The 21,027-nt window shown below is 45.5% G+C and carries 16 protein-coding genes; 14 read left to right on the forward strand and 2 right to left on the reverse strand.

Features of this window, described 5'->3' with window-relative positions; genetic code table 11:
* Window positions 1–95: 95 nt before the first annotated feature.
* The 13 genes from ACWB0I_RS14435 (at window position 96) to ACWB0I_RS14495 (ending at window position 15,651) form a co-directional block, all read left to right on the forward strand.
* Window positions 96–1,124 carry a sensor histidine kinase gene (locus ACWB0I_RS14435; RefSeq protein WP_479388774.1) on the forward strand — a complete coding sequence of 343 codons (1,029 nt, stop codon included), beginning with the start codon at window positions 96–98 and terminating at the stop codon, window positions 1,122–1,124.
* Complete coding sequence (locus ACWB0I_RS14440; protein ID WP_479388775.1) at window positions 1,117–1,692, forward strand: ATP-binding protein; 576 nt, start codon at window positions 1,117–1,119, stop codon at window positions 1,690–1,692. Before ACWB0I_RS14435 ends, ACWB0I_RS14440 begins: the two co-directional genes overlap by 8 nt.
* A 382-nt stretch (window positions 1,693–2,074) precedes the next feature.
* On the forward strand, window positions 2,075–3,232 hold the full coding sequence (locus tag ACWB0I_RS14445; protein WP_479388776.1) for an acyl-CoA dehydrogenase: 1,158 nt from the start codon (window positions 2,075–2,077) through the stop codon (window positions 3,230–3,232).
* A 392-nt stretch (window positions 3,233–3,624) separates the two neighbouring features.
* On the forward strand, window positions 3,625–4,407 hold the full coding sequence (locus ACWB0I_RS14450) for a biotin--[acetyl-CoA-carboxylase] ligase (RefSeq protein WP_479388777.1): 783 nt from the start codon (window positions 3,625–3,627) through the stop codon (window positions 4,405–4,407).
* Complete coding sequence (locus ACWB0I_RS14455) at window positions 4,379–5,200, forward strand: type III pantothenate kinase (protein ID WP_479388778.1); 822 nt, start codon at window positions 4,379–4,381, stop codon at window positions 5,198–5,200. The genes ACWB0I_RS14450 and ACWB0I_RS14455 overlap by 29 nt, the downstream gene beginning before the upstream one ends.
* A gap of 14 nt (window positions 5,201–5,214) precedes the next feature.
* A complete protein-coding gene (locus tag ACWB0I_RS14460; protein ID WP_479388779.1) occupies window positions 5,215–8,292 on the forward strand; it encodes an ATP-binding protein in 3,078 nt (1,025 codons plus the stop codon).
* A gap of 6 nt (window positions 8,293–8,298) precedes the next feature.
* Window positions 8,299–10,953, forward strand: a complete 2,655-nt coding sequence (gene mutS, locus ACWB0I_RS14465; RefSeq protein WP_479388780.1) for a DNA mismatch repair protein MutS — start codon at window positions 8,299–8,301, stop codon at window positions 10,951–10,953.
* The gene (locus ACWB0I_RS14470; RefSeq protein ID WP_479388781.1) at window positions 10,950–11,480 is read left to right on the forward strand and encodes a hypothetical protein; all 531 of its coding nucleotides are present in this window, start codon (window positions 10,950–10,952) and stop codon (window positions 11,478–11,480) included. The genes mutS and ACWB0I_RS14470 overlap by 4 nt, the downstream gene beginning before the upstream one ends.
* A 144-nt stretch (window positions 11,481–11,624) precedes the next feature.
* Window positions 11,625–11,942: an HU family DNA-binding protein gene (locus ACWB0I_RS14475; RefSeq protein WP_479388782.1), complete on the forward strand. Its 318-nt coding sequence runs from the start codon at window positions 11,625–11,627 to the stop codon at window positions 11,940–11,942.
* 32 nt (window positions 11,943–11,974) lie between these two features.
* A complete protein-coding gene (gene ruvX, locus ACWB0I_RS14480) occupies window positions 11,975–12,394 on the forward strand; it encodes a Holliday junction resolvase RuvX (RefSeq protein ID WP_479388783.1) in 420 nt (139 codons plus the stop codon).
* 12 nt (window positions 12,395–12,406) lie between these two features.
* Window positions 12,407–13,435, forward strand: a complete 1,029-nt coding sequence (gene aroF / locus ACWB0I_RS14485) for a 3-deoxy-7-phosphoheptulonate synthase (protein ID WP_479388784.1) — start codon at window positions 12,407–12,409, stop codon at window positions 13,433–13,435.
* Between the two features lie 107 nt (window positions 13,436–13,542).
* Complete coding sequence (locus tag ACWB0I_RS14490) at window positions 13,543–14,619, forward strand: prephenate dehydrogenase (protein ID WP_479388785.1); 1,077 nt, start codon at window positions 13,543–13,545, stop codon at window positions 14,617–14,619.
* An 18-nt stretch (window positions 14,620–14,637) separates the two neighbouring features.
* Complete coding sequence (locus ACWB0I_RS14495; RefSeq protein ID WP_479388786.1) at window positions 14,638–15,651, forward strand: Gfo/Idh/MocA family protein; 1,014 nt, start codon at window positions 14,638–14,640, stop codon at window positions 15,649–15,651.
* A gap of 469 nt (window positions 15,652–16,120) precedes the next feature.
* Here ACWB0I_RS14495 and ACWB0I_RS14500 read toward each other — a convergent pair whose 3' ends face one another.
* Window positions 16,121–16,957: a DUF3108 domain-containing protein gene (locus ACWB0I_RS14500; RefSeq protein ID WP_479388787.1), complete on the reverse strand. Its 837-nt coding sequence runs from the start codon at window positions 16,955–16,957 to the stop codon at window positions 16,121–16,123.
* Complete coding sequence (locus tag ACWB0I_RS14505; protein ID WP_479388788.1) at window positions 16,957–18,864, reverse strand: ABC transporter ATP-binding protein; 1,908 nt, start codon at window positions 18,862–18,864, stop codon at window positions 16,957–16,959. The genes ACWB0I_RS14500 and ACWB0I_RS14505 overlap by 1 nt, the downstream gene beginning before the upstream one ends.
* Before the next feature lie 246 nt (window positions 18,865–19,110).
* Between ACWB0I_RS14505 and ACWB0I_RS14510 the strand changes: the two genes are divergently transcribed.
* On the forward strand, window positions 19,111–20,784 hold the full coding sequence (locus ACWB0I_RS14510; protein WP_479388789.1) for a B12-binding domain-containing radical SAM protein: 1,674 nt from the start codon (window positions 19,111–19,113) through the stop codon (window positions 20,782–20,784).
* Window positions 20,785–21,027 lie beyond the last annotated feature (243 nt).

The raw sequence follows: 21,027 nt of genomic DNA on the forward strand, positions 1-21,027 counted from the left end.
CCAGCCTCTTAATCTTTAATCTTGCCTTATTTTTTCCTAATTAAAGCCAGGCATTTGCCGAACATATTGGCGGTTGTATGAATGGTGGTTGTCTTATGAAACAGAATGACTTCTTTAATGAATTTGAAACGAAGATTCTTAATAAAATAAAGCTAAATGTCAAAGAATATGACGAATTGTTTAAAAAGGGCCTGGAGCTCATTCGTAAAATACCTGATAGTCAGGAACTGTTTTTGAGCATTCTTGAGGAATACGAAGACCGGCTCGAGGAATTACCCCCAACCGAAATCCAATTAGAAAATCTGCAAAACTTTGATGCCGATGTAAGAGAAAAAGTCAAAGCGCTTATTTTGTTCGGTACTCAGGCGGCGCTCATCAATGAAAATGCCAAAATGCAAAAAGAGTTACAGTTGTTGAACAAGAAATACAAGGATTTGCTGAGCATTGTTACCCATGAATTTAAAAATGCTCTTACATCTATTTACGGCTACAACCGCATTTTGAAAAAACGCGTTGAAAACCACAAGTATGATAATTTATCCCCGTTGATCGACAACATTGATCGTCTGACTAAAAATTTATTTAATCTGGTGGAAACGTTATTGAATATGTCTTTGATCGAAGAAGGCAAACTGACGCTCAATAAGCAACTATTTGATTTAGCGGATGACGCTATTGCACCTTTAATTCAAGAACATGAAGAAGCCCTGCGTGAAAAAGGCCAGAAGATCGTTCTGAAAACCAGAGAAAAGGTTGTCTTTTATGGCGACCTGCATCTGCTCCAGGTTGTGTTCAGAAATTTAATCATGAATGCCATTCAATATGGTGAGCGCGATACGCGGATTGAAATTGAATTTTTCAACAAAGAGGGCGTTCTGGAGATCCATTTTTTAAACTATGGCATAGGCGTCCAGGAGAATGAAATCCCTTTAATGTTTGAAAAGTTCTCAAGATTTTCTAAATTAAAAGGTAGTCATAATGTTGGTTTAGGGCTTTACACCGTGAAACATATTATAGAAATGCACCAGGGTAAAATTAGTGTTAAATCAAAAGCAGGGGAGTGGATTCAATTTATCATCACCCTGCCCAATGTTTACAATAATTCGGAAGAAAAAAATGGCTGATATTGTTCGTTTTCATGTGCCGTGTAAAATCGAATACACGGGAATGGTAGAAGATTTTTCCGAACTGATCTCCAATCACCTTAAGGTGGAAAAGGAACAGCGGAGAAAGCTGGCGCAAAACTTAAGGGCCGTGGTTAATGAGGTGTTTATTAACATTGTTAAACACTCCAATACCTCCGCTATCGATGAAATGGTGCGCTTTCAATTTGAGATGGGCATGAATTTCATTGAAATTTCTATCTTTGATAATGGGCCCGGATTTGAAGCCGAGTCGCACTATCCGCCATATCCTCCTTATCTTTTAGGGAAAAAATTCCCCCTGAACAAAGTGCTGGATGGCTTTGTTTACTTTAAAATTCTGGATCCCTTTACCGTCTCTTTCATCTTTGAAGAACAGCTTGACCTCGAAAAGGATTTCGAAAAGCAGGAAAACTTTTTACGAGATCATGGCCTGGGTCTGTCCATTATTACTAAAATTATGGACCAGGTTACCTACAGCTACATCGGTGAAGGCCGATTCGATTGGAAGCTGGTGAAACAGATCGCTTCAAATGCCCCGGGTACCTGATTCTATTCTACCATTCCTGAGTGTACAATCTTTAACTTCAGAATGGTAAAACGTTTTTCTGCCATTTCCTTTGGACCTTACGACGTTCTTAAACAGCGCTGATTAAGAACGTAAATCGCTTCTTCCCAGAGGTCCTGAAACGATTGGCTGCACACAGGATTTTAATTTTCTGTCCGGATTAATCAGCACATAGGGGAATGGTTTGTTAAACGCCAGAGAAAAAATGATCGGCTACGAACCAATACCAGGTCCTGCAGGCAACGGGGAAAAGACGAGACATAAAATTTCCCCAAAAAAAGGGTGAAACTTTCCTTTTAAAGTGTTATATTTATGTTGAAGTTTAGTTTACGCGTTTTGTCATTGAATTAACAAAGGGGGAGTTATGAACAACTCATTGAACCAACCACTGACTGTTTTGAGCGAAGACGAACAGATGCTTTTTGATTCGGTAAAATCTTTTGCCGAAGAGCGAATTAAACCCCTTTCACGGGAAATGGATGAAAAAGCCCGCATGGAGCCAGCCATTATCAAAGAGCTTTTTGAAATGGGCCTGATGGGCATTGAGGTACCTGAGAAATTCGGCGGGACAGATTCCAGTTTCTTCATGGCTATTCTGGCCGTGGAAGCGCTCAGCTATGTGGACCCATCGGCGGCCATTGTGGTCGATGTGCAAAATACCCTGGTGAACAATGCCTTCATGCGCTGGGGGAGCGATTACCTTAAAGAAAAATACCTGCCTCAGCTCTGCGAATCCAAAGTGGGCTCCTACGCACTTTCTGAAGCCGGTTCCGGTAGCGATGCCTTTGCGCTGAAATGCCGGGCCATTGATCAGGGCGATCACTGGTCTTTAACCGGACAAAAAATGTGGATTACCAATGCTGCGGAAGCCGAAATTTTCATCATCTTTGCCAATGCGAACCCGGAAGCTGGTTACAAGGGGATTACGGCCTTTATTGTGGAAAGAGATTTTGAAGGCTTTACCGTAGGAAAGAAAGAAGACAAACTGGGAATTCGCGCCTCTTCTACCTGCGAGCTCATTCTGGAAAATTGCAAGGTTCCAAAGGAAAATGTACTGGGCGAGGTAGGAAAAGGCTACAAAGTGGCCATTGAAACCTTGAATGAAGGGCGCATTGGCATTGGGGCGCAGATGTTAGGCGTGGCCTCAGGCGCGCTGGATGCAGCGCTTAAATACACTCAGGAACGGGAACAATTTGGTAAACCGATCGCCCAGTTTCAGGGCGTGCAATTTCAACTTGCTGATGCCGCTACCGAATTAGAAGCGGCCCGTTTGCTGGTTTACAACGCTGCCCGCCTGAAAGATGCCGGCCAAAAATTTATTAAAGAAGCGGCCATGGCTAAATACTTTGCTTCCCAGGTGGCGCAAAAAATTACGTCCTTAGCCATCGACCTGTTTGGCGGTTATGGATTTACCAAAGAATACCCGGTGGAAAAACTCTTTAGAGACTCAAAAATTGGAACCATCTACGAAGGCACTTCCAATATGCAATTGGTGACCATTGCCAAACAGTTGCTCGCTTAAACTGGCCAGCCAGTCGAACGTTCTGGATAATGTTCCAGAGGCGAAAAGGCCATTCCATGTATGGTTTCTTAGTTGGAATAAAGGCATGAATTCCTCCTCGCTGTATTGAGGCGGGGAGGAACTAAATGCTTTCTCTCCTTTAAGATGAGCCACAGCACGCCCAACCGAGGAGGCAAATATCGAAGAATTTTTGTGTGAGGTGCCGGAATCTTTTCTTGTTCACATCGCTAACCGGCTTTAATTTGCTTTAACTGGATTTTGGTCGATAAATTTATTAGTTTTCATACACTTCAGGGATGGATGTTGATTTAGGTCAGGAATACCTAAAGGTCAAATCAGACAGGACAGACAACATGTTAAACTGCGATAGAGTTAGAAGCAAATTAAATACAATGATCCTTGGACGCAATTTGTACTGCTTCCAGGTCATCGATTCTACCAATTCCTATCTGCTGGAACTGGCGCGCGAAGGAGCGCCCGAAGGAACGGTAGTGCTGGCCGAATATCAAACGGCCGGACGGGGTAGAAAGACCCGCCAGTGGTACGCCAGCAGCGGTAAGAATCTGTTGGTCAGCATTCTACTGCGCCCCGAACTGGACATTGATTACGTACAAAAAATTACCCTGGGCACGGCCATTATTCTGGCCAACACCATTGATCAGTATTTAAAGGAGAACCATCTGCCGCCCCTTAAAATTCAGTTCAAATGGCCCAATGATCTGCAGGTTCAAAATCGGAAATTGAGCGGCATTCTTTCTGAGTCTATTCTGCACAACAAAAAAATTGTAGCCCTGGTGGTGGGCATTGGAATCAATCTGAATGAAATGCCGGAAGAGAGAAACGCTGAAATCCGCGAGAGCGCGGTTTCGTTGAAGGAATTAACCGGCGCCGAGATCGATCGGGAAAGTTTTTTGTGCCGTTTGCTGGAAAATTTCGAAAAAGGCTACGAACGCTTTGAACGAACTCTGTACCGCAATGTAATCGATGAATGGAAAGAACGTTGTAGCCAGTTTGGACAAAAAGTGCTGCTGGAAACGCCTTTTGGCGAAACAGAGGCCATTGTCCGAGATATTGATGATTCTGGCTACCTCATTTACGAAGACAAATCCGGACAATTGCACTCATTGGTAACGGGTGAAGTAATAAGTGAGCAAAAAGATGTTGCTGGCATTTGATATTGGAAATACCCACACTGTGGTCGGCGTGTTTAAGGGAGGGAAACTCATCAACCACTGGCGAGTAGCCTCGGAATTGGCGCGTACAGAAGATGAGCTGGCCGTATTGCTCCACCACTTTTTCGAGCTGGAGCAGTTGACCTTTACGGACATAAACGGCGTTTGTATCTCCTCGGTTGTTCCGGATTTAACCGACATATTTCAGTATTTTTCCCGACGCTATTTAAAATACGAACCGTTGATTATTGACGCTTCTGTAGATCTGGGCATGCAGATACTTTACAAAAATCCGGCGGCCGTGGGCGCCGATCGCCTGTGCAATGCGGTGGCAGGCATCAAAAAATATGGCGCGCCCTGTATTGTCATCGATTTTGGCACCGCTACCACCATTGATTGTATTAATGCTCAGGGCGACTATCAGGGCGGCATCATCTCCCCGGGCATCGAAACCTCCATCGAAGCTCTGCATCTTAAAGCGGCTAAATTACCCAGGGTCAATTTTCAGTTCCCTGACGAACTAATTGGGCAAACAACCGAGGAAAGCATTCAAAGCGGTATTTTTTGGGGATCGGTTTTCTTAATAGAAGGCCTGGTTAATAAACTAAAAGATCTGCTGGGCCACGAGGCCAAGGTCATTGCCACCGGAGGGTTGGCTTCCAAAATAGTGTCTTACACCAGCGTGATCGATCATGTGGATACCTATCTCAGTCTCGAAGGCATGTATTTTATTTATCAAAAAAATCGCCAAAATGCCCCAGCATTAAAAGAAGAATCAAGTCAGAATACCATTTAAAGGGTAGCAGCAAGATGAACGGTCGGAAAAAAATTTTAATCCTCCATAGAAACAATATTATTCAGGAACGGATTGCCCGCTATTTAAAAGAAGTAGGCTATTCCATCATCATTCCGCCTAATGTCGATGATGTTTTCAGCCTGGTAAAATCCATGAAACCGGATTTGATCCTGTGGGGCGCTGCCTTAACGGCCAAAGCCAAAAATATTATTAAAAAGATCCGTTCCTTAAAAGCGGGCCGGCTGATCTCTATTATCGTGATGATTCCGGATGTGGAATTGTTTGAACGTCTGGAAATAAAAAAGTTAGGCATTGATGACACCATTGAACTAACGCCCAACTTTAGCGAGTTAAAGATTAAAATTCAGATTCATCTGGAATTGCGGGAGCGCATCCTCAATTACGAACGAAAGATGTGGGACCTGCAGAAGATTGTGGAGTTGCAGTACTCCATTTTGAGTACCAGCGATGTGTACCAGCTGGGAGAGACAGTCAGCCATTTTATTCAATTGGTGGTCGATCCCGATTTTTTAGTGCATTTCATTTATGACAATAAGAAAAAAGACTACGAATTTAGCGCGGCACTCTCCAAAAATCGCCTGGGCACAAAGGCCAAAAATGAAATATTAAGCATTCCTTTCTGGCAGCGCTATTTCATCACCCATCCCAATTTTGAAGCCGATCGCGTCCAGGATCCGTACATCCTCGATTTTCTTTCGACAATAGGTCTTCATGGAAAAACCTTTTATCAGTTTCCCTTACGTTTCAGCCCGCAACTGTTTGGTCTAATTCTGTTTGGTTTTAAGAACGAAGTGAATCTGTCCCGCGATCGCTTTAATGAATTGCTGTTTGTCTCCAATATTGAAAAACGGCGCATTGCCGAAATTTTAAAAGGCGAGGCGCAGGCAGAAAAATCTACGGATGACACAACGGAAATCCGTTATTTGTTCCGGCGCATGAACGAAGATAAAGTGGCCCGGCACCTCAATCAGCAATTGCTGGAGCATCTGCAGGGCGATATCAGCATCTTTTTTAATTTTCATGAGGGATTCCGCTTTTTGTATCCGCAATACTTTTTTCAGCCCAATGGCAATGAACTACGCTTCCAGCAGGAAAAACCGCCCATCATTCTTCTAAAAGACTATCCAACCATCGAAAAATTTCTGGAATCGGATGTGTCCAGTTTTGTGGTAAATTTCGATCAGCAGGAAATGCATGATGTCAGAAATATTCTGAAAACCATCACAGGCAGGGATTTCCATCAGGGTATTTTGTACAATTTGCGCATTGGCAGTGAAAAAAAAGGTTTGATGGTCGTGGCCTCCGAACGGCCGGATCAACAATTCACTCCGGCTCAAATCATGGAAACCGAAGAGTTAATTGCCAATGCTACAGCCGTGCTGGAAGAGAGCCGCGTGGTTAAGCAGGCTCAAAAGACCTTAAAACAATTGGACCGCATTTTTGAACTGGGCAAAGATTTAACCCTGGAAAATGATGTCAATGAATTGCTGGACAAAATCGCTACCGCCATTCGCCGAACTCTAGGCTGGAATATCGTCATTCTCGACCAGATTAATCCCTATTCCAACCAGATTGAAAACGTCTGCTATTACGGCCTGACCCCGGCTTCTTACGAAAAAATAAAGGCCTCGAACAACAATGGCTTCTTTGTGGAGCTGATCAATAAGGCCTTCCGAATCAGCCACTCCTATTTTTATGACAACCAGTTGAGCAAAGAGAATATTACCCCCGAAGATCAACTCCAGTTCCAGCTCTCTCTGGGCCGGGAATGGAGTGATGAAGACTGGCTGATCATCCCCATCCGCAGTAAGGGCCGGCAATTGGGTTACATTGCTGTAAATGATCCGGTTGACCGCGTGCGGCCCACCGAAGAAAAGGTGCGCAGCCTGGAGTACTTTGCCAACCAGGCCGCCGTTGTTTTAGAAAATGCCAAACTGTACCTCGATTTAAAGAATTCCGAAGAAAAATACCGTTTGTTGGCCGAAACCATGACTATGGGCCTGGTGACCTGCGATTTTCAGGGCAAGATCATTTACATCAATCAGAGCCTGGTCAATATGTTGAAATACAACGATCAGAATGCCTTGCTGGATCAGAGTTTTTACGATTTGTGTTCGCTGAAAACCCGCAGCGAATTTGAAAATCAGATCGCTAAATTGACGCGTAAGAATCTTTCTTCCAAAGAATTGGAACGGCTTTCCAGAGATGGCATCGAAATTGAACTGATGAGTAATGACAATGAATATATTCCGTTTAGAATCTATTTAACGCCCTACTACGAGAATGTTAAAAAAGCAGGATTTATTGGCGTTCTGGCCGACTTAAGGCCCCAGCGTCGCCTGGAACAATTAAAAGCCGATTTTAATTCCATGATTGTTCACGATTTAAGGTCGCCTCTTAACATCATCCAGGGCTACATCGACATCGTGCGTAATCAGGTGGTGGGCAATATTTCATCGGAACAGGCCGAACTGCTGTCGATTGCCAAAGAGAATGTGGACAAAGTCTTAAAGTTAATTGACAATTTCATGATCGCTTCGAAATTGGAAGCCGGACGTTTTGAACTGAATATCGAAATTAATTCCATTAATGCCCTCATTGAAACCGTGTTTAAACATTACCAGATTCTGGCCCGTAAAAAGAACATTCAGATGGAATTGGACCTGGACGAGAACATCTCTTTCTTACAATTTGATCGCTTACGCATTGAACAGGTGCTCAACAATTATTTGAGCAACGCCATTAAATTTACTGGTCCCGGCGGAAAAGTAACCGTTTCCAGTCGTCTGGTTAAGGAAAAAAATGAATTGACCGGCGATGAAATCATGGCCGTACATGTGGCGGTGAAGGATACCGGCGTCGGCATTCCTGCCGAAGAACAGGAAAAGGTGTTCAATAAGTACGAACAAACAGAAGCCGGCAAAGATGCCTCATTGAAAGGCACCGGATTGGGGCTGGCCATCAGTAAAGAAATTATTTCGCTGCACAATGGTCGTGTCTGGTTAGAAAGTGAACCAGGGAAGGGCAGTACTTTTTATTTTAGTTTACCCATTATTCCAGTAAAAATTTAATCGTGTATGGCACAGGGAAAAAAGAAAAAAGACAATAAGACCACGCCGTTAATGGAGCAATATCTGCGCATCAAGGCAGATTACAAAGATGTTTTGCTCCTCTACCGTATGGGCGATTTTTACGAAACGTTTTACGAAGACGCTAAGCTATTGTCCAAAACTCTGGGCATTGCTTTAACCAAGCGTGCCCACGGCAAAGCGGCCGACGTACCGCTGGCCGGCTTTCCCTACCACGCTCTGGACAACTACCTGCCCAAACTGCTGAATGCTGGATTACGCGTGGCCATTTGTGAGCAGGTGGAAGACCCCAAAATGGCCAAAGGCGTGGTAAAGAGGGAAGTAGTAGAAATCGCCTCGCCGGGGGTTACGCTTTCTGAAAAACTGCTGGACAGCCGTTCCAATAACTTTTTGCTGGCCGTTCATCTGGATGAAGAGCTCTGCGGAATGGCTATTGCCGATGTGTCCACCGGCAGTTTTCAGGTGGCCGAATTTCCGGCAAAACATCTGTTAGAACATCTTGTTCGCTACCAGCCGCGAGAAATTCTGGTGGCTTCCGCACGCCTGGATGAGGTGCAGCGCTTAACGACCAATCACCTGAATGCCCTGCTTACCAAACGCGATGACTGGTTGTTTGACCGAAATTACATGTATGAACTTCTGCTGCAACATTTCAAAACCCACTCCCTGAAAGGCTTCGGAATCGAAGACATGGATGCCGGCATTGTTGCCGCCGGCGTAGTGCTTCATTATTTGCAGGAAAATTACAAAACCCGCTTAGAACATTTTATCCACCTGCAACGCATTAATTTTTCCAATTACATGGTACTTGATGAAAGTACCAGAAGGAATCTTGAAATTGCCCAGTCCCTGGCTGGCAGCGGCCGGCGCAATACCTTGCTGCACTTCATCGATTTTACCACTACGCCCATGGGCGCCAGGCTATTTAAGCAGTGGATTCAGCAACCGCTCCTCAATGAAGACGAAATCAACCACCGGCTGGATATTGTAAGTGAGCTGTTTGAATCGCCGGACATTCGCCGCGACCTCAGGGACGAGCTGAAACAAATGTTCGACACAGAACGCCTGCTGGGCAAAATTGTCACTAATCGGGCCAATGCCCGCGATGTGCAAAATTTGAGCGCTTCCCTAAAACAGATTGTACCCATTCAATCCATCATCGAGCGATCCGAATGTCAGAGTTTGCGACAACACTTTGCCTCTTTTACCGTGCTGGATGATCTGACGCAAAAGATCGATCAGGCCATTGTTGATAATCCGCCACTTACCCTACAGGAAGGCGGTATTATTCGGCCGGGTTACAACAAAGAACTGGACGAATTACGGGAGATTTCCGAGAGGGGCAAGGACTGGCTACTGGAGTATCAGCAAACGGAACGCGAACGCACGGGCATTCCGACCTTAAAGGTCAATTACAACAAAGTCTTTGGATACTACATCGAAGTCACCCATGTGCATAAGGACAAAATCCCGCCTGAATATGTACGAAAACAAACCCTGGTCAATGCCGAGCGCTACATTACCCAGGAGTTGAAAGAGTGGGAAGATAAAATTTTAGGTGCCGAAGAAAAGATCAATGACCTGGAATACCGGCTATTTCAGGAAATCCGGGAAGAAGTAAGCCGGCATATTGAACCGATTCAGCGCAACAGCCGTTTAATCGCCGAACTGGATTGCTTTTTAAGTTTGGCCACAGCCGCTGTTGAGAACAATTACGTGCGTCCCCAAATCAATAGCGGTACCATTCTGGAAATCCGCGAAGGCCGCCATCCGGTGGTAGAAAAAACATTGCCGCCGGGCGAGGATTTTATTGCCAACGACGCTTACCTGGACCCGGAAACGGAACAGATCTGGATCATCACCGGGCCCAACATGGCCGGTAAATCCACTTTCCTGCGTCAGGTAGGTTTAATCGTCTTAATGGCCCAGATCGGCTCCTTTGTTCCGGCGAAAAAGGCCAGCATCGGTATTGTGGATCGCATCTTTACGCGCGTGGGAGCCTCAGACAATCTGGCTTCTGGAGAAAGCACCTTTTTGGTGGAGATGAATGAAACGGCCAACATCTTAAATAATGCCACGACGCGCAGTTTAATCTTGCTGGATGAGATCGGACGCGGTACCAGCACGTTTGATGGTTTGTCGATTGCCTGGGCTGTGGCCGAATACATCTATCGGGAACCGCGTTTACGCTGCAAAACTCTGTTTGCCACCCATTACCATGAATTGACAGAATTGGCTTTGCTCTATCCGCGTATCAAAAATTACAATGTGGCCGTGGAAGAATGGAAAGATCAGGTCGTTTTCCTGAGGAAAATTGTACCGGGCGGATCCGATAATTCATACGGCATCTACGTGGCTCAGATGGCCGGCCTGCCGGCACCCTTAATCGCCCGCGCCAAGGAGATTTTGAGCAATCTGGAAGCCAATGAGCTATCGCCGACCACACGCAAACCCAAATTAGCCACGCGGCGCTCCGGACGCACCTACGATGCCAATCAGCTAAGCCTGTTCGATTTCCTGGAGAACAAAGACCAGCAGAAAGACGAAAAAGTCAAAAAAGAGCTGGAAAAAGTCGATATTAACAACCTTACTCCACTACAAGCTTTGCAAAAACTGGATGAATTAAAGAAACTGATTGAATGAAACAAAGCTTACCTTGCAGTAAATTGATTAGCATGCTGGCCCTGGTCTTTTTTGGGGCCTGTGCCCCGCTTACGGTTTCGCAGGAACAGTCCTCTTTCTATCCCTATCACTTTGAATCCCTTCGTGTGGAATTAGTCCAATTACAATACAAAGAAGAGCCTGGACATACGGTGGAACACATACCGCATCAGGTACTCGATTCCCTGGTCTATCGGGCGGAATGTGTGCTCAAATTTTATCCGGATGATCTGGTTTGGCGCCATCCCATCCTCCTGGTGCTCCATACCCGGGGCAAACAAAAGAAATTCTGGTTTAACAAACGCCTGAAAGCGTTGAGTAACGACCGTGGGCGGCGGTTTCAATTTTACTTCAAAACGCCGGCCAAAGCGCCCTGGGCGCGCTTCACCCTGGGCCGTCCTCAACCTGCTGCGTCGGATTCTCTGATTTACCTGCCAGAATATGAAAATGTTTTTAAATCCCGAGAGGCCTGGCTGCCCCAGACGTTGAACCAGTATCTGAATTTATGATGTAAAACCTCGGTTTGAAGTTAAATTCAATATAATTAACAATTATTGAACTTTTTGTCTTGATTTACAAAAGAATTAATTGTATTTTCAGTTTAAACAATATTTAATGGTGAGATAGTAACAGGATATTTGGAGGTAAACTTTATGAAAACGGTTACGAAAAAAGATGTAGCCAAAAGGACTGCGCAGGAGCTAAACGAAAAGATTTATACGGCGGAAAAATTTGTTGATGCGGTCTTTACGGTTCTACGCAAAATCTTGAGCGAGGCTGATCCCGAGGTTAGAATAGAAATTCGCGATTTTGGTGTGTTTGAAGTTAAAAAGACCAAACCCAAACCAAAAGCCAGAAATCCGCGTACCGGAGAGATCATCTATGTTCCGGCCCGTCGTAAAACGCATTTTAAAGCAGGGAAGCTCTTAAAAGAAGTACTGAAAGAACCTTTACCTCCAGAGCAAGAATAAATCCATAGGCCAGCAGACGTAATCTGTTTTTTATGGGGAGAATATTAGGTTTAGATATTGGAAGGAAGCGGGTGGGAGTGGCCATAAGCGATGAGTTAGCCTTTTTAGCCCACCCTCTCAAAACCATCCCCTGGAAAGGATATAAATTATTTGCCAGAGAATTAGAAAACCTCATAAATGAGCACTCCGTCACAAAAATTGTAGTGGGCGTTCCTTATACTCTGGAAGGGAATATTTCGCAAAAGACTGAAGAAATTCTTCGTTTAATTGAAAAATTACGTAGACGATTGACAATTCCTGTTATTGAAGTCGATGAAAGCTTAAGTACCAAACGGGCGCACGATGCCCTCCATCGTGTTGGTAAAAAACCGAGTAAAAAGCGGCAGCAAATTGATCAAATCGCTGCGGTTTTTATTTTGCAGGATTATTTGGATTCGATTCAATCACTTTAGGAGGAAAATTTTATGGTAATCATGATGGAAAAAGAGGCTACGGAAAGCCAGATAGAGCATGTTATAGAGTTCCTCGATGAAAAGGGGCTTTCTGTACATAGATCCACCGGGGTTGAACACATTGTTTTAGGCGTAATTGGCGATGTTTCCAAATTAGATATCCGCGATCTCAAAGTTTTACCGGGGGTGGCCGATGCCTATCGAATATCGGTTCCCTACAAGATGACCAGCCGCGAATTTCAGCATGAGAATACGCGCATTCGACTGGGAGAGGTGGAGATCGGCGGCGATGAAGTGGTGGTCATTGCCGGGCCCTGTTCGGTTGAATACAAAGAACAGGTCATGATTATTGCTGAACGCGTTGCCAAAGCCGGTGTAAAAATTTTAAGGGGAGGCGCCTTTAAACCCAGAACCTCGCCCTATTCTTTCCAGGGCCTGGGCGAGGAAGGACTGAAAATTTTAAGGGAGGCTGCGGACAAATTTGGGCTGTTGGTTATCACCGAGGCCATGGATAAGGATCAGATCGAATTGATCAGCGACTATGCCGACATCATCCAGGTCGGTGCCCGCAACATGCAAAACTTCTCCTTCATCAGGGCCCTGGGAAAGGCCCGAAAACCGGTGTTCCTGAAACGGGGCATTGCCGCTACCATCGAAGAATGGCTGATGTCTGCCGAATACATCCTGTCCGGTGGCAATAAAGAGGTGATCCTCTGTGAGCGCGGCATCCGAACATTTGAAACGTACACGCGTAATACGCTCGATCTTTCCGCTATTCCGGTGGTTAAAAAACTAAGCCATTTACCGGTTTTTGCCGATCCCTCTCACGGCACCGGGTTGCGCAATAAAGTGATTCCCATGGCCCGGGCCGCAGTAGCTGCCGGAGCGGATGGCATCATGGTCGAGGTACACCACGATCCAGAACACGCCCTGTCCGATGGCGCGCAGTCGCTCTATCCCGATCAGTTCGATGAGTTGATGAAACAGATACGCGTCATTGCCGAGGTGATCGGACGAAAAATCGCTGCTCCCAAACAATGAGATGCCGTTAGCAAAAACAGGGAATCGAATTGTTGACCTATGTTTTGCCTGAGTGCTGCTATCCATTTTAAGCCGGAGATGAATTTTGTAGAGCAAGGTGGTAAAAGATGAAAATTGTGATCAGCGGGCTGGGGTTGATGGGCAGTTCATTGGCTCTGGCTCTTAAGAATAAACGACCGCAAATTGAAATCTGGGGGTATGATTTCCCCTCTGTGACCAAGCAGGCCCTGGAAAAGAAGATCATTGATCGCCTGGTGCGCAAATGGCCAGACGATTGCGCCGGTAAAGACGTGGTCTTTTTAGCCACGCCCATCAAGATCATTGAAAAACAATTAAAAGAGCTGCACGGCGTGGTGGATCGACAAACCATCGTCACCGACCTGGGTAGTACCAAACAAAATGTGCACCAGATTGTAGACGAACTGCAATTCAGCGCCACTTTTATTGGCGGGCATCCAATGACCGGTTCAGAAAAGAGCGGTATGGAAGCGGCCAATCCCTTACTTTACGAAAATGCGGTGTACATTCTCACCGGAGTCAATGAACAGAATCGGGAAATGGCCGAAAACAGACTGGTCCGATTGTTGGAAGAAATAAAGGCCAGAGTTCTGCTCTTGTCCCCACAGATTCATGATGAAATCATGGCCATGATCAGCCATTTGCCACAACTCATCGCCATCAATCTGGTAAACATGGTGGGCCAGAAGAATGACCCGCATAAGCCCTATCTGGATCTGGCTGCCGGCGGTTTCCGCGATTTAACGCGCATTGCCAGCAGTAATTTTGCCATCTGGAAAGATATTTTAGAACGCAATCAGAACAATATTAAACAGGCCCTTCAGGAATTGATCCGTCTTCTGGAGAGACAAACGGAAAATATCAGCGACCTGTCTGAAGATTTCCATTCCGCCAATTATTATCGTAATCAGATTCCTAAAGCTTCTAAGGGATTTTTACATCCCCTGATCGATGTGTTGGTCTATGTGCAGGATCAGCCCGGTACGATTGCCCGCATGTCCAATGCGTTAGCCGAGCATGGGATCGATATCCGCGATATTGAATTGTTAAAAGTGCGCGAAAAAGAGGGCGGGGTGTTTCGCATCTCTTTTGACAACATGGAAGAAGCCAGACAGGCCATTTCAATATTGAATGAACATCATTTTAGAGCCTTTTTAAGAGAATAAGGTCCAGGAGAAATCAGTATGGAAAAATTACGCGTTGCTCTGGTAGGATTGGGGAAGATTGCCCAGGTTGCCCATTTGCCAAGCCTGAAAAAAATGGAGGATGTGGAGATTGTGGCAGTTTGTGATGTGGATGAAAAAAAGATGGCCCGTATTCTGTCCAAATTTAAAATCCCCAGATGGTACAATGTGTTTGATGAGATGTTAGCCAGGGAAAAGATTGATGCTTTGCACATCTGTACGACCAATCATTACCACTATCCCATGGCTTTGATGGCCTTGCAGCGAGATATTCCGGTGCTGATCGAAAAACCCATTGCCCTCAATGCCTCCGACGCTCAGCGTATTGCCGATCTTTCTGCCCGACGCGGCGTGCCGGTGGTGGTGGGCATGCACAACCGCTTTCGCGACGATGTTAAATTGTTAAAAGAATTCCTGCAGGAAAACGAGCTGGGAGATATTTTCTACCTGAAAGCCGGCTGGCTCAAGAAATGGACCAAAGAGACCCTTTTAACCTGGCAGATCAAAAAGCAATATTCCGGCGGCGGAGTATTGATGGACCTGGGAATTCAACTGATCGACATGGCGCTCTTTCTTATGGATCAGCCCAAAATCCGCTCCGTGCGTTTGTTTGGTTACAATATCAAACCCCAGTATCAGGTGGAAGATTCTGCTCTGGCCGTGCTGGAAACAGAAAACGGTGTGAGCATGACCATCGAGGTCAGCTGGAATCTGCACCTCGATCACGATGTGCAGTATCAACATCTGTTTGGTAAAAACGGTTCGGCTTATCTGAATCCTCTACGCATTCAAAAAGAGCTGCATGGTAATCTGGTTACGGTAACCCCGATTTCGGATGAGAAAGTCAGAGATCGCTATTTGCGCGCCTACGAAGCCGAAATTCAGCACTTTGTCCGAGTGGTTAAGGGAGAGGAAGAGAACATCTCTTCGGCGCAGGATGCCGTGCAGACCATGAAAGTCATCGATGCTTTGTACGCTTCCATGGCCGATCGATCCGAAGTAAAATTGATTTGACAGCAGAATTTAACCTCGGGAGCGGAATTGGTTTGGATTTTTTAACGCAGCTATAGCGACTGGCCGTTCCAGAACAAAGTGGTTCTGAATGTCCCCCAAAAATTCATAAATAAAAATTCTTAACTTATTGAAATTTAAGAAAAAAATGATATGATTTTTTTTGAAATAGTCTCAAAAAAAGGCTTCACGTTTTGTAAATTTTTGTGGGTTAAACATAAAAATTATTTTTTTAAGCCTCTTGACAATAATTGAATTTCTTTTAAATCTGAAAATCAGTTTTTTTAATCTAAGGCAGCATAGCCGCAACCAAAATTGATAGAAACTGTTTTAATCACAATTATATTTCGCGCAGATTTAGCAGATATTCGCAGAAATAATTTAAACCAATTCTTCAACACGTCCTCCCTAAAACGGCATTAAAATTTTCGCATCCCGCTGTGGCGGGATTAGATCTTTTGAAGGAAGTATTCTAATCCAGCTTTGCCGGTATGGCTCTGGATATGCCTTTGATTTTGGTCAATTCGGCCGTAATATGCCCCACAATGACTTTGGTGGTCATCTGCACCGGAATTTTGAGGGAGTCGGCGGTTAGCCAGATGGTGATTTTGCCTTCGTGCTTAAAAATCCCCTCTTCCATCAAGGAAGGCTCCAGACGCCAGCAACGAAATTTTCCTGCTTTCACTTTAACTACTTCCGGGCCGGAAACAATCACCGGTAACTGGTAAACTTTCTTTTTTTCGTGGGTTGGAATGTAAAGCGTGTCGTTGGCCTTCAGATCCTGGGTGCGTAAAAAGTAAAAGGCCGAAAGGGCATCAAACACGCCGCTGGCCGGTATTTTTACTTCGTAAGTCTCTTTTTTTCTGATTTTCATACCGTCTTTGTAACGCAGGTATGTTACGCGCGCTACGGAATCCTGGTAAAAATAATCCACAAAGGTGTCTGCTTTGTAACCGCCTTCGCGCAGCAGTTTTTCAAAATGAAGCGAAAAAAGCCTGGAAGCGTCCATGTACGAATTGACCACATCGCGCACCTTGTACACCCAATCGAAAGTGCGCGTGCTACGGGCCGTTGTTTGAATATGATAATAGCGATCCTGCTCATGGCTTTTCAATCCAAGCACCTTCATTTCGGCTTTCCCGGCGGTAATAAAACCGTAGCGTAGGCGAAACGACAAACGTTCCCCGATTTCAAAAGGCAGTTCAGAAACCGTGTATTGTTGCGCATTTACATCTAAAGCTGTAACCTGCTGCGCAGGTCCGTAAAGAAGTGGGAACATCCCCAACCAAAAAGCAAAGACTGTGTTCATTACGCCTCTCCGATTGCACTCTGTTTAGCGGACTGGCCGGCCAAGAGTTGATTGTCGTACAAGGTTTTGTAAATGCTGCTTTTCTGGTAAAGTTCCTCATGTGACCCAATATGATCAATACGTCCCTGATGCATGACCACAATCTTATTGGCATTGCGAATGGTGGACAGACGATGGGCAATGACCAGCACGGTGCGGTTTTCCATCAGGTGATCCAGGGCCTGTTGCACCAGACGTTCAGATTCCGTATCCAGCGCCGAGGTGGCTTCGTCTAAAATGAGAATGGGTGGATTTTTAAGAATGGCGCGGGCAATAGCCAGCCTTTGTTTTTGCCCGCCTGAAAGTTTTACGCCCCGTTCGCCGATGTGCGTGTCGAGTCCCAGTTCAAACTGCTGAATAAAATCCCAGGCATTGGCTGCCCGAGCCGCCCGAATAATCTCTTCTTCCGAGGCGTTGGGCACGCCATAGGCGATGTTGCCCCGAATGGTGTCGTTAAAGAGAATGGTTTCCTGACTGACCAGACCGATCAGTTTACGTAAAGAAAGCAATTTAATAGTGTTAATGTCTATACCATCTATGGTGATGCGACCCGCTGTAACCGGATAAAAGCGAGGCAGCAGGTCCACAATGGTGGTTTTACCAGCGCCGCTGTGGCCCACAAAAGCGACGGTTTCGCCCTTTTTTATGCTGAAATTTAAATCCTGTAATTCAAAATCGTCGTCGTGGTTGTATTTGAAATAGACATGTTCGTAGAGGATTTTGTCTTTGAAGTCAGCCAGGTCGATGGCGCCCGGCGGATCGTAGGTTTCTTCCGGCTGTTCTAAAATATTAAAGACGCGTTCCGAGGCGGCCAGACCGGTTTGCATGACGTTATTGATGCCCGAAAATTCCTGAATGGGTTTGAACATGGCAAACAGAAAGACCAGAAAACGGACAAAATCTTCTGCCTGCAGACCGGCATTCTGGTACACCATACGTCCGCCAATCCACAATAAGGTCACCAGAGTAAGAACCAATAAAATTTCGTTAATGGGCGTGGTGGCGATTTTCAATCGTTCCGCGCGGAAAAGTTTCTTGAAATATTGAAAATTGGTCTCTTTAAAACGCTTTTCCTCACGAGGTTCATTGGTAAAAATCTTGACGATATTTATGGCCGAAATCGCCTCCTGAAAGACCAGCACGACATCCGCTACCTGCTGGAAAACGCGTCGGCTGCGACGGCGAATGCTTTGCCCAATCTTGTAAATCACATAAAAGCTAACCGGTAAAATAATGAAGGTAATTAAAGACAGTTTAACGCTAATCAGCAGTAAAATCACAATGTTGGCGATGATTTGCAGAGGGGAAAGAATGATCTTGCCAAAGCTTTGATTCAGCACCTGCTGGATGGCGTTTACATCATTGAACACAATCGAAGTGAGGGTGCCGCTGTGATGTTGATGGAAAAAAGAGAGTGGCAGGCGTAGTAGCTTAAATTGCAGGCGGTTGCGAATATCGACCACGACTCGCGCCTGAATAAAGGTGAGCAGCAGCTTGCGGCTGTATTGCGAAACGTTTTTCAACAAGAAGGCAATGAAAATGACAAAACAAACGATCTTTAAAGTCTGAAACCGATCTTTGCGCAAGATGAAGGATTTGATCTTATTGTTTATTTGCTGGTAGAGCCCCTGGCTCTGCCCGGCTATCTTACCCAATTTTTGTGTCAGATCGGATGAGGGAGCGTCCTGGGTTTGGGCTGGAGCGGCCTGCTCCATGTAAGCGGGACTGAACAATTCGCGCACAAAATCCACAGAAATCCAGATCGATAAATTGTTAAACAGAACGTAGGAAAAGGTCAGCAGTATGATGAGTACAATGCCTTTCCAGTACGGCTTAATAAAACTCAGTACTTTGAAGTAAAGATTCATGCAGCGGTTATTCCCATTAATTGACTATTTTTCTTACGAATATGGCTTCTATTAAAAAAACCTGAAATTGTTCCAGGCAATTTAATTGCAAAAATTTAAGATTTTAGGCAACTTATTGCCAATTTAAATATCAAACGATGAAGGGATGCAAAAGCGAGGGCAATAAACGCCATCTTTTTCCGCCGGCGAACGGCGCGATAGCGGTTCCTGGCGTGTGGCCCAATTTTATTAATAAAGTGAGATAAAATGCGCATTGTGTTGCTACAACCGCCGATTGAAGATTTTTATGCCACGCCCATTCGGCTGCAACCCATAGGGCTTGCCTATTTAAAAGCTGCTGTTAAACAGCACTTTCCGGAGGTGGATGTTATTTTAAAAGATTTTCAGCAGGGCTATGGTCGGCGAACCCTGGCTCTGCCAGAAGAGCTCCGATTTTTGAAACCGTATTATGCTTTGCAGGATCAAAGCCCTTTTTCTACTTTTCACCACTATTACCGTTTTGGCGCCAGCATTGAACAGGTGCTCAGCGAGTTGCAGGCCCTGAATCCTGATCTCGTGGGGATTTCCATGCTTTTTACGGCCTACGCGCCGCAGGCTCTTGAACTGGCTCGGGCTGTCCGCGAAACCCTGGACGTGCCTATTCTCATTGGCGGAGCGCATGCTTCAGTCCGGGCCCAGGAATTGCTCGCTTTGCCCTTTGTGGATTTCGTGATTATGGGAGAAGGGGAGCGGCCCATGGTTGAGCTGGTAAGGCAATGGCTCACTTCCCGTGACTTTTTAAAAGTACCCAACCTGGGCTTTAAAGATAAAAACGGCTGTCCGGTCTTAACGCACAGAGCCGAAAACTTTGACATTGATCAACTTCCCTTTCCGGATTTTAGCGATCTGCCCGCTGAGCACTATCGGGTTGGAAAAAAGCGCATGAGTTTTTTAGTCAGTTCACGCAGTTGCCCGTACAAATGCGCGTTTTGTTCGGTGCATCAGACCTTTGGACATGCCTTTCGCCTGCGCAGTGTGCAAAATATTGTTAACGAAATCGAGCAGCGCCTGGCAGAGGGGATTGAAATCATCGATTTTGAAGATGATAATCTGAATTTTGATCAGAAACGCTTTGAACGGCTTTGTAAGGCTTTCATTGAGCTGCGCGCCAGCCATGCCTTAGAATTCATGGCCATGAATGGTCTTTCTTATTTTCGATTGAATGAAAGCCTGATCGATCTCATGTGGCGCGCGGGTTTCCGGGAAATGAATCTCAGTCTGGTCTCAACGAACGAAACGTTGCTAAAAAGGCTTAAACGGCCACATGATTTACAAAGATTTGAACAATTGGTGAACAGAGCGCACAGCCTGGGAATGCGCATTGTTTCTTATCAGATTTTGGGATTACCCGCTGACACACCGGAATCGATGTTGCAGACCCAGAAATTTTTAAGCGCCATGCCGGTGCGTATTGGAGTTTCGCCCTTTTACGTGACACCGGGCATGCCCATTCACAGGGAACTGTCTTTAAAACAACAGGCCGATTGGGTGTACGGGCGCCTGACCAGTTTAGGGGCAACGGATGATGCCGCGCTGCGCCGTTCCATTTTTACCCTGTTCATCCTGGCGCGTATGGTCAATTTCCTGAAGGAACTCGAGCTACCGGAGAGGGAAGTCCATTTGCAAGAAATACTGAGCAATCGACACCACTGGTCGGGGCGACGGTTCTGGGGGCTTGAAATTTTGTTTCGTTTGTTGAATCAGAATAAGTACTTCATCTTTAACGGAAAGGAGCTGAAACCGTTACTGCAGTTTGATGTTGAATTGGGCCAGGCCTTCTGGGAGCACATTGTTTTCATCCGTCGTCTGGATGGGGGAAAGATTCTGCTGAGGCAGGCCAGGCAAAACCTACAGGGCAATCCCAAACGTTTGAGTAGATGAACATTTAAAAATCAAATTTTACAAAGCAAAGATTTAAACTCCCCCTTCCCTTTTTTTAAAGGGAAAGGGGCCGGGGGGATGGGTTTTAAAAAAAAAGCTCGCCATAAATGCTTCGCCCTCACAAAGTCGCGGATTGAAGCACGAGTTACATTGCTCTTTCGAATGGTCTGCCAATGTAAGGGATTCTCAGAATGACATGCCGGCACGGTTCCTCACCGCCTGGGCATAAGTTGCCCCTTCGCA

The organism is Caldithrix sp., from assembly GCF_056497305.1.

Coding starts and splice junctions, on each gene's coding strand:
- ACWB0I_RS14435 (WP_479388774.1), top strand. CDS start 96: ATGAAACAGAATGACTTCTTTAATGAATTTGAAACGAAGATTCTTAAT.
- ACWB0I_RS14440 (WP_479388775.1), top strand. CDS start 1,117: ATGGCTGATATTGTTCGTTTTCATGTGCCGTGTAAAATCGAATACACG.
- ACWB0I_RS14445 (WP_479388776.1), top strand. CDS start 2,075: ATGAACAACTCATTGAACCAACCACTGACTGTTTTGAGCGAAGACGAA.
- ACWB0I_RS14450 (WP_479388777.1), top strand. CDS start 3,625: ATGATCCTTGGACGCAATTTGTACTGCTTCCAGGTCATCGATTCTACC.
- ACWB0I_RS14460 (WP_479388779.1), top strand. CDS start 5,215: ATGAACGGTCGGAAAAAAATTTTAATCCTCCATAGAAACAATATTATT.
- mutS (WP_479388780.1), top strand. CDS start 8,299: ATGGCACAGGGAAAAAAGAAAAAAGACAATAAGACCACGCCGTTAATG.
- ACWB0I_RS14470 (WP_479388781.1), top strand. CDS start 10,950: ATGAAACAAAGCTTACCTTGCAGTAAATTGATTAGCATGCTGGCCCTG.
- ACWB0I_RS14475 (WP_479388782.1), top strand. CDS start 11,625: ATGAAAACGGTTACGAAAAAAGATGTAGCCAAAAGGACTGCGCAGGAG.
- ruvX (WP_479388783.1), top strand. CDS start 11,975: ATGGGGAGAATATTAGGTTTAGATATTGGAAGGAAGCGGGTGGGAGTG.
- aroF (WP_479388784.1), top strand. CDS start 12,407: ATGGTAATCATGATGGAAAAAGAGGCTACGGAAAGCCAGATAGAGCAT.
- ACWB0I_RS14490 (WP_479388785.1), top strand. CDS start 13,543: ATGAAAATTGTGATCAGCGGGCTGGGGTTGATGGGCAGTTCATTGGCT.
- ACWB0I_RS14495 (WP_479388786.1), top strand. CDS start 14,638: ATGGAAAAATTACGCGTTGCTCTGGTAGGATTGGGGAAGATTGCCCAG.
- ACWB0I_RS14500 (WP_479388787.1), bottom strand. CDS start 16,957: ATGAACACAGTCTTTGCTTTTTGGTTGGGGATGTTCCCACTTCTTTAC.
- ACWB0I_RS14505 (WP_479388788.1), bottom strand. CDS start 18,864: ATGAATCTTTACTTCAAAGTACTGAGTTTTATTAAGCCGTACTGGAAA.
- ACWB0I_RS14510 (WP_479388789.1), top strand. CDS start 19,111: ATGCGCATTGTGTTGCTACAACCGCCGATTGAAGATTTTTATGCCACG.